This window comes from Billgrantia sp. C5P2 (genome assembly GCF_051062895.2).
Genome location: NZ_CM128542.1, coordinates 1,339,378 through 1,356,345, shown reverse-complemented (window position 1 = coordinate 1,356,345; position 16,968 = coordinate 1,339,378). Strand labels below are relative to the sequence as shown.

15 protein-coding genes are annotated in these 16,968 nt (G+C 65.6%); 3 read left to right on the top strand and 12 right to left on the bottom strand.

The window, feature by feature from the left end; all coding sequences use genetic code 11:
• Nucleotides 1-26 precede the first annotated feature (26 nt).
• The 11 genes from ACRWQA_RS06300 to ACRWQA_RS06250 form a co-directional block, all read right to left on the bottom strand.
• Nucleotides 27-1,322 carry an adenylosuccinate synthase gene (locus ACRWQA_RS06300; protein ID WP_434228686.1) on the bottom strand — a complete coding sequence of 432 codons (1,296 nt, stop codon included), beginning with the start codon at nucleotides 1,320-1,322 and terminating at the stop codon, nucleotides 27-29.
• 123 nt (nucleotides 1,323-1,445) lie between these two features.
• The gene (locus tag ACRWQA_RS06295; protein WP_263580651.1) at nucleotides 1,446-2,621 is read right to left on the bottom strand and encodes an ATP phosphoribosyltransferase regulatory subunit; all 1,176 of its coding nucleotides are present in this window, start codon (nucleotides 2,619-2,621) and stop codon (nucleotides 1,446-1,448) included.
• Nucleotides 2,622-2,799: 178 nt separating this feature from the next.
• Entirely contained in the window at nucleotides 2,800-3,684 is an 885-nt protein-coding gene (hflC, locus tag ACRWQA_RS06290; RefSeq protein WP_263580652.1) for a protease modulator HflC, read from the bottom strand.
• Complete coding sequence (hflK, locus tag ACRWQA_RS06285) at nucleotides 3,685-4,908, bottom strand: FtsH protease activity modulator HflK (RefSeq protein ID WP_263580653.1); 1,224 nt, start codon at nucleotides 4,906-4,908, stop codon at nucleotides 3,685-3,687.
• A 136-nt stretch (nucleotides 4,909-5,044) separates the two neighbouring features.
• Entirely contained in the window at nucleotides 5,045-6,361 is a 1,317-nt protein-coding gene (hflX, locus tag ACRWQA_RS06280; RefSeq protein ID WP_434228688.1) for a ribosome rescue GTPase HflX, read from the bottom strand.
• 8 nt (nucleotides 6,362-6,369) lie between these two features.
• The gene (gene hfq / locus ACRWQA_RS06275; RefSeq protein WP_263580655.1) at nucleotides 6,370-6,621 is read right to left on the bottom strand and encodes an RNA chaperone Hfq; all 252 of its coding nucleotides are present in this window, start codon (nucleotides 6,619-6,621) and stop codon (nucleotides 6,370-6,372) included.
• A 125-nt stretch (nucleotides 6,622-6,746) separates the two neighbouring features.
• Complete coding sequence (miaA, locus tag ACRWQA_RS06270) at nucleotides 6,747-7,685, bottom strand: tRNA (adenosine(37)-N6)-dimethylallyltransferase MiaA (RefSeq protein WP_434228690.1); 939 nt, start codon at nucleotides 7,683-7,685, stop codon at nucleotides 6,747-6,749.
• Between the two features lie 16 nt (nucleotides 7,686-7,701).
• On the bottom strand, nucleotides 7,702-9,633 hold the full coding sequence (gene mutL / locus ACRWQA_RS06265; RefSeq protein WP_434228692.1) for a DNA mismatch repair endonuclease MutL: 1,932 nt from the start codon (nucleotides 9,631-9,633) through the stop codon (nucleotides 7,702-7,704).
• Nucleotides 9,630-11,075: an N-acetylmuramoyl-L-alanine amidase gene (locus ACRWQA_RS06260; RefSeq protein WP_434228712.1), complete on the bottom strand. Its 1,446-nt coding sequence runs from the start codon at nucleotides 11,073-11,075 to the stop codon at nucleotides 9,630-9,632. The genes mutL and ACRWQA_RS06260 overlap by 4 nt, the downstream gene beginning before the upstream one ends.
• Nucleotides 11,076-11,119: 44 nt before the next feature.
• On the bottom strand, nucleotides 11,120-11,620 hold the full coding sequence (tsaE, locus tag ACRWQA_RS06255; RefSeq protein WP_263580658.1) for a tRNA (adenosine(37)-N6)-threonylcarbamoyltransferase complex ATPase subunit type 1 TsaE: 501 nt from the start codon (nucleotides 11,618-11,620) through the stop codon (nucleotides 11,120-11,122).
• Nucleotides 11,601-13,163 carry an NAD(P)H-hydrate dehydratase gene (locus ACRWQA_RS06250; protein WP_434228694.1) on the bottom strand — a complete coding sequence of 521 codons (1,563 nt, stop codon included), beginning with the start codon at nucleotides 13,161-13,163 and terminating at the stop codon, nucleotides 11,601-11,603. The genes tsaE and ACRWQA_RS06250 overlap by 20 nt, the downstream gene beginning before the upstream one ends.
• Before the next feature lie 102 nt (nucleotides 13,164-13,265).
• Here ACRWQA_RS06250 and queG point away from each other — a divergent pair, with 102 nt between their 5' ends.
• Complete coding sequence (gene queG / locus ACRWQA_RS06245; RefSeq protein WP_434228696.1) at nucleotides 13,266-14,369, top strand: tRNA epoxyqueuosine(34) reductase QueG; 1,104 nt, start codon at nucleotides 13,266-13,268, stop codon at nucleotides 14,367-14,369.
• Nucleotides 14,370-14,373: 4 nt separating this feature from the next.
• Here queG and orn read toward each other — a convergent pair whose 3' ends face one another.
• Nucleotides 14,374-14,958 (bottom strand): oligoribonuclease, encoded by a 585-nt coding sequence (gene orn / locus ACRWQA_RS06240; protein WP_434228697.1) that lies wholly within the window; start codon nucleotides 14,956-14,958, stop codon nucleotides 14,374-14,376.
• A gap of 85 nt (nucleotides 14,959-15,043) precedes the next feature.
• Here orn and rsgA point away from each other — a divergent pair, with 85 nt between their 5' ends.
• Together rsgA and ACRWQA_RS06230 are read left to right on the top strand one after the other, a co-directional pair.
• Nucleotides 15,044-16,078 carry a small ribosomal subunit biogenesis GTPase RsgA gene (rsgA, locus tag ACRWQA_RS06235; RefSeq protein WP_434228699.1) on the top strand — a complete coding sequence of 345 codons (1,035 nt, stop codon included), beginning with the start codon at nucleotides 15,044-15,046 and terminating at the stop codon, nucleotides 16,076-16,078.
• Nucleotides 16,079-16,120: 42 nt separating this feature from the next.
• Entirely contained in the window at nucleotides 16,121-16,951 is an 831-nt protein-coding gene (locus ACRWQA_RS06230; protein WP_263580663.1) for a sulfurtransferase, read from the top strand.
• Nucleotides 16,952-16,968: the final 17 nt, after the last annotated feature.

The window sequence follows — 16,968 nt, the reverse complement described above, 5'->3', positions numbered from 1 at the left end:
ATCTTGCTCGTCATGCTCGGGCGTGCTCAGTCCTCGAACGGATTGCGCAGCACGATGGTTTCGTTGCGGTCCGGGCCGGTCGAGACAATATCGATCGAAGTGCCCACCTTCTCCTCGAGGAAGCTGATGTAGGAACGGGCATTGTCCGGCAGGTCCTCGATACGCTTGGCGCCCAGGGTCGATTCGCTCCAGCCCGGCAGGTCTTCGTAGAGCGGCTCGACCGCCTCGTAGCCTTCGGAGTCGACCGGGTTGTCGAGCACGTCGCCGTCCTTGCTACGGTAGCCCACGCAGACCCGGATGTTCTCGAGTCCGTCGAGTACGTCGAGTTTGGTCAGGCAGATACCCGAGACCGAGTTGATCTGCACCGCATGACGCAGGGCCACGGCATCGAACCAGCCACAGCGGCGCGGACGGCCCGTGGTGGCGCCGAATTCATGGCCGCGCTCGGCCAGGTGGCGACCATGTTCGTCGAAAAGCTCGGTGGGGAACGGACCGGAGCCGACCCGGGTGGTATAGGCCTTGGTGATGCCGAGTACGTAGTCGAGATAGAGCGGCCCGACGCCGGAGCCGGTAGCCGTTCCCCCCGCCGTGGTGTTGGAGCTGGTGACGAACGGATAGGTGCCGTGGTCGATATCCAGCAACGACCCCTGCGCTCCCTCGAAGAGGATGTTTTCCCCGGCGCGACGCATCTCGTGAACCAGGCTTACCGTATCGCATACCATCGGGCGCAGTTCCTCGGCCATTTCCATGGCCTCATCGAGGATCTGCTGGAAATCCACCGCCTTCTCGCCGTGATAATTGACCAGCACGAAGTTGTGATAGTCGAGCACCTCGCCCAGCTTGGAGGCGAATCGCTCGCGATGGAGCATGTCGCCCAGGCGCAGGCCGCGGCGCGCCACCTTGTCTTCGTAGGCCGGGCCGATGCCACGACCGGTGGTACCGATCTTGGCCACGCCCCGGGCCTTCTCGCGAGCCAGATCGAGGCGCACGTGATACGGCAGGATCAGCGGGCAGGCCGGAGAGAGCCGCAGGCGCTCACGCACCGGCACGCCCTTGTCCTCGAGTTCGCGGATCTCCTTGATCAACGCCTCCGGCGACAGCACCACGCCGTTGCCGATGACGCAGGTCTTGTCCTTACGCAGGATACCGGAGGGAATCAGGTGCAGGACGGTCTTCTCGCCATCGATGACCAGCGTATGCCCGGCGTTGTGGCCGCCCTGGAAGCGCACCACCGCCGCTGCGGATTCGGTCAACAGGTCGACGACCTTGCCCTTGCCTTCGTCTCCCCACTGTGTACCCAGTACGACTACGTTCTTGCCCATTGTGTCTCGTCTCTCGTGTCGGCGCCGCATACGTGCGCGTCGATGATCCGGCCCCGCGGGCCGCGCTCGTCTTCCGGCCCGCTGCCGGTATCGTTCAAGTCAGGCGTCAGCGCGTGCCAACACCTAGAGTGCTTCCGTCTGCCAACGTCCATCGGCCAGAACCAGCCGCAGGCTGCAGCGGTGCGCTTCGGGCGGCGTCGCCTGCCCCGGCAGCGCCTGTACCACACGGTGCCCGCCATCGCGCAGCGATGCGATCGCCTCTGTCACGCCCTCACCGTCAGCGGGCGCCCAGATACCGTCACGGGCCGGCTCACTCTGTACCAGCGTGGCGAGCAGTTTCAGGTCCATTGAAAAACCGGTGGCGGGGCGTGCTCGTCCGAAGGCTCGCCCGGTATCGTCATAGCGACCACCCTTGGCCAGCGCCTGGCCGTAGCCCGGCACGAAAGCCGCGAACATCATTCCGGTGTGGTATTGGTAGCCACGCAGTTCGGCCAGGTCGAAGTAGAGCTCGACCTCGGGATGCTCTTCCGCCACGCCCTGGTGCAACGCCTTGAGCTGCGCCAGGGCCTCGGCCACGGCTGCTGGGGCATCGGCAAAGGTATCACGCGCACTGTCCAGCACCTCGGCCCCACCGTGCAGGCGACCCAGCGCTCGAAACATATCGGCCAGCGCCGGGTCGGACACGCTCGCCTCGACCTGTTGGGCCAGGGCCCCCGGCGACTTGAGTTCGAGCGCCTCGAACAACGCACGCTCTTGGTCGGGTTCCAATGCGGCCGCCTGTACCAGGCTACGATAGATGCCGATATGGCCCAACGCCAGATGCAACTCACCGGCACCTGCGGCCTTGAGGCTCAGCAACGCCAGACTCAGGATCTCGAGGTCCGCTTCCAGGCCGGCATGGCCGAACAGCTCGACGCCCACCTGTACCGGGCTGCGCCCTCCCTGGTGCTGGTCGGCCTTGGCCCGCAGTACGTTGGTGCAATAGCACAGCCTGGCCGGACCCTGGTGGCGCATGGAGTGGGCGTCCATGCGTGCCACCTGCGGCGTCACATCGGCGCTCACCCCCATCAGGCGACCGGTGAGCTGGTCGGTCAGCTTGAAGGTCTGCAGGTCCAGGTCGGTGCCGGTGCCGGTCAACAGGGAATCGAGGAATTCCACCGGGGGCGGCATCACCTGGTCGTATCCCCAACGGTAGTAGAGATCGAGCAGCGTCCGGCGCAACTCCTCCATGCGGCTCGCCTGGGGCGGCAGCACTTCATCCATGCCGTCGGGCAGCAGCCAGCGGTCAGCAATGGTCATGTCGTCAATCCTGCAAGGCGATTTGGGCGGGCAAAAAAAGACTCGATGGCGAAAATGGCCCACAAAAAAACCGGGCCACGCCCGGTTCAAGGATTCTATCACGTTTGGCGGCCGGTTGAACCCCGCCCGCCCAACGCGAGGAAGCCGACTTCGCTCCTGCGGCCGGCTTCCTCCAGGCTTATTCCCCGTTCTGGATGCCCGGGCTTCGCAGGTAACGGAAGAAGTCGCTGGTCGGGTCGAGTACCAGCATGTCCCGCTCGCCGTCGAAGCTATTGCGATAGGCGTTGAGGCTGCGCCAGAAGGAGAAGAACTCCGCATTCTGGCCGTATGCCTCGGAGAAGATCGCCGCCGCTTCGGCATCCCCTTCACCGCGCAGGGTCTCGGCCCGCTCGGTGGCCTGGGCCAGCAGCACCTGGCGACGACGGTCGGCGTTGGCACGGATGCGCTCGGACTCTTCCTGACCCTGGGCGCGCCACTCTCGCGCCTCGCGTTCACGCTCGGAGCGCATACGCTCGAAAACCGCCGAAGAGACATCCTCGGGCAGGTCGATGCGCTTGACGCGAATATCGAGGATCGACACACCGAGCTCTTCGCGCATCAGCGAATCGAGTTCCTGGGTCGGCCTGATCATCAGGTCGTCGCGGCGCTCGGCGATGATCTGCTGCAGATCCAGGCGGCCGAACTCGTTACGCAGGCTTTCGTCGACCCGCGGCTGAATCAGGCGGATCGCCATCATCTCGTCGCCTGCCGTGGCCTCGTAGTAGCGAGTGGGATTGACCACCTGCCACTTGACGTAGGAATCGACGATCACCGCTTTCTGTTCAAGGGTCAGGTAGCGGCTGGTATCGGTATCCAGCGTCAGCACCCGAGTGTCGAACTTGCGAACTGTCTGGGTGATCGGCACCTTGAAGTGCAGCCCGGGCTGGATGTTCTCTTCGATGACTTCACCGAAGCGCAACTTGACGGCTCGCTCGGTTTCGTCGACCACATAGAGGCTGTTGCTGGCGAGCCAGGCAACGGCAGCGAGGCCACCCACGATGATCAAGGAACGGTTGTTGACCATTTAGCGGCCCTCCCTGCGGATACCACCGGTGTTACCGCCCTGCGACGATGAAGACGTCCGCAGGCGCTCGAGCACGCGCGGGTCGAGCTCACCGCTTTCGCCGCGTGCCGCCTCGTCGCCGCCTTCGCCACCCGTTCCTCCGGGCCGCTGGTCGAGCGGCAGGTACATCAGCGGTGCATCGTCGCGCACGTCGACCAATACCTTCGGCGTACGGGCGAAGACGTCCGCCATGGCGTCGATATAGAGGCGCTCGCGCATGATCTCCGGCGCATTATCGTATTGAACCAATAGCGCGTTGAAGCGGTTGACCTGACCCTGGGCTTCGGCCACTACCGACTCACGATAGCCCTGGCCCTGTTCGACCAGGCGCTGGGCCTGACCCTGAGCGGCCGGGATGATGGCATTGGCGTAGGCCATACCTTCGTTGATGGTCCGCTGGCGATCCTCGCGGGCCCGGATCACGTCGTCGAAGGCATCGATGACGGGTGCCGGCGCCGAAGTCGACTCGATGTTGATCGTCTGCAGACGAATGCCGGTGCCGTAGCTGTCCAGATAGGTCTGCAGGCGGCTCGCCACGGAGCTGCCGAGGATCTCGCGACCGGAGGTCAGGATCTCGATCATGTCGGTGCCGCCGACCACGTGACGCAATGCGGAATCCAGCGCGTTCTCGATGGAAAGCTGCGGGTTGCGCACGTTGAGCACGAAGTCCCGCGGGTCGTTGACCTGGTACTGGGCCGAGATCTCGACCTCGACGATGTTCTCGTCGCGAGTCAGCATCGCCTGTGTCTGGGTCAACGAGCGTACGCGGGTCACGTTGACCATGCGCACGTCGTCTATCAGCGGCGGGTTCCAGTGCAGACCGGGGCCCACCACGGTCTGGTACTCGCCGAAGCGCAGCACCACGCCGCGTTCGGCCTGGTCGACCAGGTAGAAGCCCATCGCCCCCCAAATGCCCAGTGCAATGATGAGCAGCAGCCCGGGCAGTGCAAAGGTGTTGCGCGGGCGCCCCCCTCCCTTGCCGCCACGGCCACCGCCACCCTTGCCACCACGGCCACCGAGCATGCTGTTGAGCTTGTCCTGAAACTTCTTCAGGGCCTCGTCAAGGTCGGGTGGCCCCTGGTTGCCCCCGCGGTTGCCACCGCCGCCGCCGTTTCCACCGCCGCGTCGGCCCCCGCCACTCCAGGGGTCGTTCTGGTTTCCGCCACCCGGCTCATTCCAAGCCATACGTCGTCTCCACTCTGCGTTACCTCCCAAGCGGCCTCTCGTACCGCCGCAAGGGATGGTCGGTTGCTATCCTGTAGGGACACCCGAGGGCGCCTGATGCCGTTGTTTTCAGGAAAAAAGCCAATCCAGCCGGTTGTCATGCATCCCACACCGGCCGTTCGTGCAGCTCGGACGGCAGGTAGTCCTCTGCACGCTCTCCCAAGCGGGCCATCAACTGCAGGAAGTCGCGTCGAGGCAGGCGTACATCGAGCCGTACCTTACCGCCCTCTTCGTAATGCTCTTCTCGCACGGCACCAAGCTCGTGCAGACCCGCTCTCAAGCGACCCTGTTGTGGCGCCAGATGCAGGCTGAAATCGATGACATCCTCGGCCAGGCACTCCGAGAGGGCCTGGCCGAGCAGTTCCAGCCCACGCCCATCGCGTGCCGACAGCCACACCACTTCGGGCCGGCCCTGCCCATCGCGCTCTATCCGCGGCGCGCTGTCGAGCAGGTCTATCTTGTTCATTACCTTGAGCATCGGCACGCCGAGCGCACCGATCTCGTCAAGCACACCTTCGACCTGAGCCACGTTGAGCTCGCGGTCGGGGTCGGCGGCATCGATCACGTGCACCAGCAGCGACGCCTCGGCCGCTTCCTGGAGAGTGGCCTGGAAGGCCTCCACCAACTTGTGCGGGAGATGACGAATGAAGCCCACGGTATCCGCCAACACCACGGGGCCGACATCACCGACCTCCAACCGTCGCAGAGTCGGATCGAGCGTAGCGAACAACTGGTCGGCCGCATAGACCTTCGCTTCCGTCAGCGCATTGAACAGCGTCGACTTGCCGGCATTGGTATAGCCGACCAGCGACACGCTGGGGATCTCTGCCCGAGCCCGCGCACGGCGGTTCTGGCTGCGCTGGCTGCGCACCTTGTCGAGCCGCTTGTGGATCGCCTTGATGCGCGCCCGCAACAGCCGACGGTCGGTCTCGAGCTGCGTCTCGCCGGGACCGCGCAGGCCGATACCACCCTTCTGGCGCTCCAGGTGGGTCCAGCCCCTAACCAGACGAGTGGACATGTACTCCAGCTGGGCCAGCTCGACCTGCAGCTTGCCCTCATGGGTACGCGCCCGCTGGGCGAAGATATCGAGAATCAGCCCCGTACGGTCCAGTACCCGGCACTTGAGTTCTCGCTCCAGGTTACGTTCCTGGGAGGGGCTCAAGCCATGGTTGAAGATGACGAGTTCGGCGCCATGCACCGATAGCGCCTCGCGCAGCTCCTCGAGCTTGCCGCTGCCTATGTAGGTGCGCGAATCGGGCCGATGCCGGCTGCCGGTAAGCAGCATGGCCGGCTCGGCGCCGGCGGAACGGACCAGTTCCAAGAACTCGCCCGGATCCTCGCGTTCCCGCTCGTCCTGGAAGTCGACATGGACCAGTACTGCCGTTTCGCCGGCATTGGGTCGTTCAAAAAACAATCAATACCTCACGCGTTGCTGTCCGGCTGGGCCGTTGGATCCTGCGGCGGTAGCCGCACGTTGCGCGAAGGCACCACCGTGGAGATGGCGTGCTTGTAGACCATCTGACTGACGGTGTTGCGCAGCAGGATCACAAACTGATCGAACGACTCGATCTGTCCCTGAAGCTTGATGCCGTTGACCAGGAAAATCGAAACCGGAATGCGCTCCTTGCGCAGGATGTTCAGGTATGGGTCTTGAAGGGACTGCCCTTTGGACATGTTACCTCTCCCTAAATCATTCTAATGAGGGGTGGAAGTTGTGTTCTTGGGTTGCCTGTCGATGCGACACGCCACCATGCCGGTTCGGCCTGGTCTACCCGGCCACTCGAAGCCAACATCTTACGCTAAGAGCCCGATTCACGCACGAATTTCAGGACATCGTCCAGCGCATCCCGGCTCTGGCTATCGACCCAGTGTAGTCCCGGCCAACTGCGCAGCCAGGTCAACTGACGCTTGGCCAATTGCCGGGTCGCCACGATGGTCCGATGGCGCAACTGCTCGAGATTGCCCTGTCCGTCGAGGTATTCCCAAACCTGACGATAGCCCACGCTCTTCATCGAGGGCAGCCCTGGATGCAGGTCGCCACGTGCTTTAAGCGACTCGACTTCCGCGATGAAGCCGGCTTCCAGCATGACCTCGAAGCGTGCCGCGATCCGCGTATGCAGGACACTGCGATCGAAGGGCGTGAAACCTATCGACAGCACTTCCCACGGGAAGGTTTCAGGTTGTTGCTGATGCCACAATTCGGTGAGCGTCGTGCCGCTGGCACGATAGACCTCGAGTGCCCGCATCAGGCGCTGTGGGTCGTTGGGGTGGATGCGCCGGGAAGACTCGGGGTCGACCCTGGCAAGCTCGGCATGCAGCCCAGCCAGGCCGCTGCGCTCGGCCTCTCGCGCCAGCTCGGCGCGTATCGCCGGATCGGCCGCCGGCAGGTTGGCAACGCCTTCGAGCAGGCGTTTGGCATACATCATGGTGCCACCCACCAGCAGCGGGATACGCCCGGCTGCGGTGATTCGTCGCATCTCGCGGCGGGCATCCTCGCGGAAATCCGCCGCCGAGTAGGGATCGGCCGGGTCGCGGATATCGATCAGCCGATGGGGGGCGCTCGCCAGCTCTTCCGGCGACGGCTTGGCACTGCCGATATCCATGCCGCGGTAGACCATGGCAGAGTCCATACTGATCAGCTCGCAATCGAGCCGCTCGTGCAGGGCGATCGCCAGGTCGGTCTTGCCGGCGGCGGTCGGGCCCATCAGCAGGATGGCGAGAGGGCGTCTTTCACGCATGTGGGCGAGTGCTTCCTTACTGGCCACGCAGGAACAGCCGGTCGAGCTGCTTGAGCGACATCTCGGTCCAGGTGGGGCGGCCGTGGTTGCACTGACCGCTACGCTCGGTGCGCTCCATGTCGCGCAACAGCGCGTTCATCTCGGCCGTGGTCAGGCGTCGGTTGGCGCGTACGCTGCCGTGGCAGGCCATGGTCGCCAGCAGCTCGTTGATCCGGGCTTCGAGGCGGTCGGAGCGACCGTAGCGCTCCAGGTCCCCCAGCATGTCTCGGATCAGCGGCTCGGCATCGGCATCCGCCAGCAGCGCCGGCAGTTGACGCACCAGTAGCGTCTCGGGACCCGCCACATCGAGCTCCACACCCAAGCGGCTGAAGGCATCGCGTTCGGCTTCGGCGGTGGCCACTTCCGCGTGGCTGGCGGCCATCGACACCGGCACCAGCAGCGGCTGAGCCTCGAGCGCTCCTCCGTGCACCTGATCCTTCATGCGCTCGTAGACGATGCGCTCATGGGCGGCGTGCATGTCGACGATGATCATGCCCTGCGCCGTCTGCGAGAGGATGTAGATACCGTGCAACTGGGCGATGGCAAAGCCCAATGGCGGTATGCCGCTACCCTCGTCCGCATCGGGCAGTCGCGGCGACGCGGCCTCTCGCACTGCCGGCGTGGCCACCGGGACGTCCGCATCATCCTCGGACCGCGGCGTGAGCAGTTGTTCTTCATGGTCGGGATGCAGGGCCCGATAGCCGTCCATGAAGGTGCGCACGCGATCGGCCGTCACTCGTCCTGCCGTATCCACCGTTTCGTGCAGCCTCATGGGCTGCTGCTGCCAGCGTCCTGCCGGTTCACGCACCGCTTGCTCACCGCCAGTACTCGCGCTTGCGGAGGCCTCGTCAACGGCACTGGAGCCTTCCGGCTCGTGCACGCCCGGACGTGCCTCGGCCAGTGCACGATGCAGACTGGAGAAGAGGAAGTCGTGGACCAGGCGGCCATCGCGAAAGCGTACTTCGTGCTTGGTGGGGTGGACGTTGACGTCCACCACTGCGGGATCGACCTCGAGATAAAGCACGAAGACCGGATGCCGCCCATGGAACAGTACATCGCGGTAGGCCTGCCGGATGGCGTGCGCTACCAGCCGGTCGCGTACCACACGCCCGTTGACGAAGAAGTACTGCTGGTCGGCCTGGGCGCGGGAGTGAGTGGGCAGTCCGACCCAGCCCCATAGACGCAGGCCGCCCGCCTCGAGATCGAGATGCAGGGCGTTGTCGAGGAAGCCCTTGCCCAGCAGCGCGGCGATACGCCGTTCGCGGCGAGCGGCGTCGTCACCCGCCGGCAACTGATGCACGGTCTTCTGATTGTGGCGCAGCACCCAGGCGATGTCGTAGCGCGACAGTGCTAGGCGGCGGAAGGCTTCCTCCACGTGGCCGTACTCGGTCTTCTCGGCGCGCAGGAACTTGCGCCGTGCCGGCGTGTTGAAGAACAGGTCGCGCACCGTCACCGAGGTTCCACGCGGATGCGGTGCCGGGGTGACGCGGGGTTCCATCTGGCGCCCCTCGGCCACCACGCGCCAGCCACTGCGCGGGTCGTCGTCGACATTGGCGACGAGCTCGAGACGCGAGACCGAGCTGATGGACGCCAACGCCTCGCCGCGAAAACCGAGGCTGGCCACACCCTCGAGATCCTCCAGCGAGGCGATCTTGCTGGTGGCATGGCGCGACAAGGCCAGCGGCAGGTCATCCTCGGCGATCCCGCTGCCGTCGTCGCGCACGCGGATCAGCCGCGCCCCGCCAGCCTCGAGCTCCACCTCGATACGGGTGCTACCGGCATCGATGGCATTCTCGACCAGTTCCTTGACCACCGACGCCGGGCGCTCCACCACCTCGCCGGCAGCGATCTGGTTGGCCAGCCGGGGATCGAGGACGCGGATGCGTCGGGTTGCTTCGATTACCGTCATGAGCGGGGAATCCGTAGTACCTGTCCGACGCGGATCACGTCGCCATTGAGTTCGTTGGCCTGCTTGAGCTGCGCCACCGGTACGCCGTGGCGTGCCGCGATCTGCGACAGGGTATCGCCCGGCTGAATGCGGTACTCGTTACCAGAGGGAGTGCGCTGGTTGTCACGCTGCCAGGCCAAGAGACTCGCCGGCGGCGGATTGCTGCGAAAATGCGCCTGCAGCCCGGAGAAGATCGACTCGGCCATGCGCTGCTGGTGGCCCGAGTCACGTAGACGACGCTCCTCGTCAGGGTTGGAGATGAAGCCCGTCTCGATCAACAGCGAGGGGATGTCGGGCGACTTCAAGACCATGAAGCCGGCCTGCTCGACCCGCGATTTGTGCAGGCGATTGACGCGCCCCAACTGGTCGAGCACCTGCCCCCCGATGGCCAGGGAATCGTTGAGGGTGGCGGTCATGGTCAGGTCGAGCAGCACGCCGCGCAGCACCTCGTCCTTGTCGTTGAGCGAAAGATTGCCGTCCACGCCACCGATCAGGTCGGCCTGGTTCTCGCTGGCCGCCAGCCACTGGGCGGTCTCCGAGGTGGCACCCCGCTGGGACAGTGCATAGACGGAACTGCCGTTGGGCCGCGGGCTGTTGAAGGCGTCGGCATGGATCGAAACGAAGAAGTCGGCCTTCTGCTCACGGGCGATGCGGGTGCGCTGGCGCAGCCCGACATAGTAGTCGCCGTCGCGAATCATCACCGCGCGGAAGCCTTCGGTATCGTCGACCAGGCGCTGCAGACGACGGCTGATCTCCATTACCACGTCCTTTTCACGCGTTCCGCTGGGCCCGATGGCCCCCGGGTCCTCGCCGCCATGACCGGCGTCGATGGCGATGATGATGTCACGCCGGGGATGCGGTGCCGCCGGCTGCTGAGCCACGACCTCGGGGTCGACTCGTGGCGCCTCGCCGGCTGTCTCGCTGGAACCGCTCCTGTGACGGTTGGCGGCGATCTCCTGCTCGCGAATCATCGCCTCGATGGGATCGATAGGGTTTTGAACCGCGCTCTCGCCGGGATACTCCATGTCGACCACCAGGCGATGACCGTACTGCTCGTTGGGCGGTAGCGTGAAGTGGCGCGGCTCCACTTCGCGCGAGAGTTCCAGCACCACCCGCAGGCCGCCGCCGTCGCGAACTCCGCTGCGCACCGCCGTGATGGCGCTCCCCTCAAGCTCCAGGCTCGCCAGGTCGGTGTCGAGGCCGCTCTGGTCGAGGTCGATCACCAGCCGCCGCGGGTTGTCCAGGGTGAAGATATCGGCCTCGGCATGGTCGGAGAGATCGAACACCAACCGTGCATGGTCCGGCGCCGCCCACAGGCGGATATTGTCGACTTGAGCCGCCCGCACTGGAGCGTCGGGCAACAGGGTCAGGCACAGTATCGCCAGCAGACCGATGCCGGCCATCCCCGGCCAATAATGGAGGCGTGCGATCGAGGATCGAATATGGCTCACGGTGTTTCGCGTTCCCGGTCAATGATCATGTCGGCAAGGGCGGTATCCCGCCCCAGGGCAGCCACGACCTCCCGGCCATGGGCCGAAGGAGCCTCGAGCGTGGCCAGGCGCCCGCTTCCGTTCAGGCGCAGGGTGACGAACAGGTCGGGAGGCGGCAGCCAACCGGCGCCGCGGCTGGGCCACTCGACGATACACAGGGCATCATCGGCAAACAGGTCGCGCCCACCGATGAACTCCAGTTCCTCGGGGTCGCCCAGGCGGTAGAGGTCGAAGTGGTAGACCCGCCCACCTTCCAGGTCGTAGGGCTCGACCAGCGTGTAGGTCGGGCTCTTGACCGCTCCGGCATGACCATGGCCGCGCAGGATGCCACGGGTGAGCGTGGTCTTGCCCGCGCCCAGCTCGCCCTCGAGATAGATGCGTCCACGCGCCCTCAGGGCCTTGCCCAGGCACTGCCCGAAGACGACCTGACGGTCTTCGTCATCGAGTCTTATGCGCATCATGGCCCCCTGCAAGCGAATGGAACCCCGGCTCGAACCCAGGGTTGACGATAACTCGGGCATAGGATGCCAGATCGGCAGCCAGCAGACCACGCTCCCCCGCGTCGCGTACGGCCATGTCGGCTGCCAGCGAATGAACCATGACGCCGAGCCTTGCCGCCACTTCCAGCGCCAGACCCTGGGCCAGCAGTGCTCCAAGAATACCGCTGAGAACGTCTCCCATCCCTCCCGAGGCCATGCCCGGGTTGCCATAAGGACACACCGCCATGCCATCGGGGCCCGCCACCAGGCTGCCGGCCCCCTTGAGCACGACCACCCCGCCATAGCGCTGTTGCAGTTCGCGCGCCGCAGCGGGCCGGTCGGCTTCCACCTCAGCCGCACTGCAGCCCAGCAAACGGCCTGCCTCTCCCGGATGTGGCGTCAGGATCCAGTCGTCCCGGCGCTGGCCGCTGAAATGAGAGGCCAGCAGGTTGAGGCCATCGGCATCGATTACCATCGGCTTCGACTCTCCCAGCGCTGCCTGCAACATGCCCTGCCCCCAAGCGCCCTGCCCCAGCCCGGGCCCCACTACCAGCACGTCGGCCCTGCCGGGCAGCTCGCCGAGTTCGGCGGCACCGCGCATGCCATGCACCATCACTTCGGGGCGGTAGGTCAGGCTGGCCGTGACATGCTCGGGTGCCGTGGCCAGGCTGATCTTGCCGGCCCCCAGGCGCGCCGCCGCCTCGCTGGCGAGCAGTGCCGCACCGCCGAAGCCCGGCGCACCGCCCAGCACCAACACATGGCCCATGGCGCCCTTGTGGGCGTCTCGCGTCCGCGGCGGCAACCATACCTTCAACAGCTCCTGATCCAGCAGGTCCGCGGCTGGCGTCAGGTCGACATGGCTGCGTGCATCGACCCCCAGGGCACGGAAGTGGACTTCTCCGGCCAGCGCCGGGGCACGCCCGGTGTGCAGGCCGATCTTGTCGCCGATGAAAGTGACCGTGCGCGTAGCACGTACCGCCATACCAAGCTCGGCCCCGGTATCGGCGGCAAGCCCGGAAGGTATGTCGATGGCCAGTACCGGCAGTCCACTGGCATTGACCGCCTCGATGGCATCGCGAAATTCACCCCGCGCCTCACCGGTGAGACCGGTACCCAGCAGGGCATCGACGACCACCTCACCGGAAAAGTCGATCCCCTTGCGCCACGGATCGAGGCCGACACCCGCCGCGGTCGCCATCTCGGCAGCTCGCGCCGCGTCACCCTCGAGTGCCGACATCGACTTGAGCGTGATGCGCTGAACCTCGACCCCGGCGACTGACGCCAGCGCCGCGAGCACGTGGCCATCGCCGCCATTGTTGCCACCGCCGCACAGCACCGTGATTCGCTTGACGCCGGGCCAGCGCGCCTTGAGGCTCTGCCAAGCCGCCGTGGCCGCCCGCTGCATCAGGGCAAAGCCTTCGACCCCGGTGGCAATGGTGCGGCGATCGAGTTCGCGCACCTGCTCGGCCCGATAGAGCGGACGCAGCACGACCTGTGGTTCGTCGGAACGATTCCCGGACATCCGGTGTCTCCCCTGCCAGCATTGCTTTATCATTGGGAGTGTAAGCGCCGTGGCGCGCTCGCCAATCCCCCCGCTGTGTATTTACCCGGTTTTTTCTCGATCATGACCCACCTCGCGACCCTGGACGACAATGCGCTGGCCGAGCTGGCCACGGCCATCAAGACCTGGGGCCGTGAGCTTGGCTTTCAGCAGGTGGGCATCGCCGACCTCGACCTGGCCGAAGACGAGCGCCACCTGCAGCGTTGGCTCGACGCCGAGTACCACGGCGAAATGGGCTTCATGGCCAAGCACGGCACCAAGCGCACTCGGCCGGAAGAGCTCATTCCCGGCACGCTGCGTGTCGTCAGCGTACGCCTGGACTACCTGCCCGCCGAGGTGGAGAGCGCCAAGGTGCTGGGCCAGCCTGATATCGCTTATGTCTCGCGCTACGCCGTGGGTCGTGACTACCACAAGCTGATGCGCAAGCGCCTGGCCACCCTGGCCCAGTGGATCGAGGAGAAGGTTGGCCCCTTCGGCTATCGCGCCTTCGTCGACTCGGCACCGGTCATGGAGCGCGCGCTGGCGCGCAAGGCCGGGCTCGGCTGGGTGGGCAAGAATGCCATGCTGCTCAACCCCCGAGCGGGCTCACTGTTCTTTCTCGGCGAACTCTACGTCGACCTGCCGCTGCCCGTCGATCCCCCGTTCGAGGGCGAACACTGCGGCAGTTGCAGCGCCTGTCGCACGGCCTGCCCCACCGACGCCATCGTCGAAGACAAGGTGGTCGACGCCCGCGCCTGCATCTCCTACCTCACCATCGAGCTGTTCGGCAGCATCCCCGAGCGCTTCCGCGAGGCCATGGGCAACCGCGTGTTCGGCTGCGACGACTGCCAACTGGTCTGCCCCTTCACCCGCTTTGCCCGCGCCACGAAGGAGGACGACTTCGCCCCGCGCCACGACCTCGACCGCGCCAGCCTGGTGTCGCTGTTCGGCTGGGGCGAGGAAGAGTTCCTCGACAAGACCGCCGGCAGCCCGATACGGCGCATCGGCTACGAACGCTGGCTGCGCAACCTGGCGGTGGGCCTGGGCAACGCCCCCTGGAGCGAGGCCGTGGAAGCCGCCTTGCGCGCCCGCCTCGCCTTTCCCTCCGACCTGGTGCGTGAGCACGTGCGCTGGGCGCTCTGGCGGCAGCGGGAGAAGCGTGACAGGCTGATCGCCAGCCAAGCCTAGCTTCTCACTCCTCCTCGTCGCGCTCGCTGCCCGCCAGCCGCAGGAAGGTATTGCGATAGTGGGCCAGTTCGGCCAGCGACTCGCGAATGTCGTCCAGCGCCTGGTGGGTATTGCGCTTGCTGAAGCCGGCCAGCGCGCCCGGGTTCCAGCGCTTGGCCAGCTCCTTCAGGGTCGAGACGTCCAGGTTGCGATAGTGGAAGAAGGCCAGCAGCTCGGGCATCTCGCGTTCGAGGAAGCGACGGTCCTGGTGCACGCTGTTGCCGCACATGGGTGAGGTCCCGGGCATCACGTAAGTCTTCAGGAACTCGAGAGTCTGCCGCTCGGCCTCGTCGGTAACGGTGCGGCTCTGCTTGACCCGCTCGACCAGGCCCGACTCGCCATGGGTCTTCTGGTTCCAGTCGTCCATGGCCGCAAGCAGTTCGTCGGGCTGGTGCACCGCTATCACCGGGCCTTCGGCGATGAGGTTGAGATCGTTGTCGGTGATCAGGGTGGCCACTTCGATGATGCGCTCGCGCTCGGGTTCGAGCCCGGTCATCTCGAGGTCGATCCACACCAGCAGGTCGTCGCGCGGCGCGGGGGTATTCGGCATGGGACAGCTCCAGGTTGAGGGCGCAGCAGGACAGGCCGGGCCACGCTGGGTACAATGCCGCTATTGTAACGATCTTCGGGCGCCCATGAGCAAACGCAAGCTAAGTCGCCAGCAACGCTGGCGGATCGAGAAGATACAGGCCGAGCGGTCTCGGCGCGCCGAGCAGCGCGACGCCCAGGATTCTCAGAAGCTCGCCGCCGGCGAATACGGCCCCGAGCGGCCCGGGCGCGTCATTGCCCACTACGGACGCACTCTCGATGTGCAAGGCGACGCCGACGAAGCGACCGTACGCTGCCACTTGCGCGCCAATCTCGAAGGGCTGGTGACAGGCGACCGGGTCATCTGGCGTGCCACCTACGACGACGAAGGCAACCCCGTGGAAGGCGTCGTCGTGGCCCGCAGCGAGCGCCAGAACGTGCTCGAGCGCCCCGACCCCCGCGGCCAGCTCAAGCCGGTGGCGGCCAACATCGATCAGATCCTCATCGTCTTCGCCGTGGAACCCGCCCCGCACCCCAACCTGATCGACCGCTACCTGGTGGCCGCCGAGGCCACCGGCATCGCTCCGGTGCTGGTGCTCAACAAGATCGACCTGCTGCCCGCGGACGGCGGCGAACTGCGCGCGCTACTGGCCCGCTACGAAGCGCTGGGGTATCCGGTGGTAACGACGACCACCGCCCGCGACGATGGGCTCGATGCATTGCTGGAACGGCTGAGCGGGCGCACCTCGGTATTCGTCGGCCAGAGCGGCGTGGGCAAGTCTTCACTGATCGGTCGCCTGCTACCCGATGAGTCGCTGCGCATCGGCGACCTGTCGAAGGATTCACGCAAGGGCACCCATACCACCACCACGGCGCGCCTCTACCGCTTGCCTACGGCCGACGATGCCGAACTGATCGACTCACCGGGGATCCGCGAATTCGGCCTGGTACACCTGGACGAGCAGCAGGTCGCCGAGGGGTTCATCGAGTTTCACGACTTTCTCGGCCGCTGCCGTTTCCGCGACTGCAGCCACCGACAGGAGCCGGGCTGCGCCCTGCTCGAGGCCGTGGAACGCGGCGACATTCATCCCGCACGTTTTGCCAGCTATCGACATATCGTCGATAGTCTCAGCGAGACCTGATCAAGCTCGCATCGCGACGACATTGAGGATAAGGAGAGCGCCATGAGTTCCGAAGAGAACCTGCTACCGCTGATCGTCGAACCCGAGCAGCTCGCCAAGCATCTGGACGATACCCAGTTGTTGATTGTCGACGTGCCGCTCAAGGCGGAGAGTTACACGGAGGGGCACGTCCCCGGCGCCGTATTCCTCGACTTCCGCCGCCTGACGCGTAGCGAAGGCGACGTACCCAACGAGGTGCCGAGCATAGAGGCATTGTCGCAGCTGTTCTCGTCTCTCGGACTGACCCGCGACACCCATGTGGTGGCCTACGACGACGAGGGCGGCGGCTGGGCCGGGCGCCTACTGTGGACGCTGGAGCTGATCGGCCATACCCGCTACTCCTACCTCAACGGCGGCATCCACGCTTGGCGACAGGCCGGCCAACCCGTCTCCACCGAGACCCGCACTCCCTCTCCCAGCGAGTACGAGGCCGAGATTCTGCACCCGGAGGTCGCCATCGACCGCCTCGAGCTGCAGGAGCGCCTCGGCGAGAAGGGCTTCGCCATCTGGGACGCCCGTTCGCCGGAAGAGTACCGTGGCGAGAAGGGCGACAATCGCCAGCTCGGCCATATTCCCGGCGCGGTCAACATGGAGTGGACCGAGGCCATGGACAAGGAGCGTGCTCTGCGCATTCGCGACTACGCCGAGCTGATCACCGAACTCGAGGCGCTGGGGCTCACGCCGGACATGGAAGTGGTCACCCACTGCCAGAGCCACCACCGCAGCGGCTTCACCTGGCTGGTGGGCAAGGCGCTGGGTTTCGAGAAGATGCGCGGCTACGCCGGCTCCTGGAAGGAGTGGGGCAACCGCGACGATACGCCGATAGAAAAGTAAACGCCTTTCATTGCCAG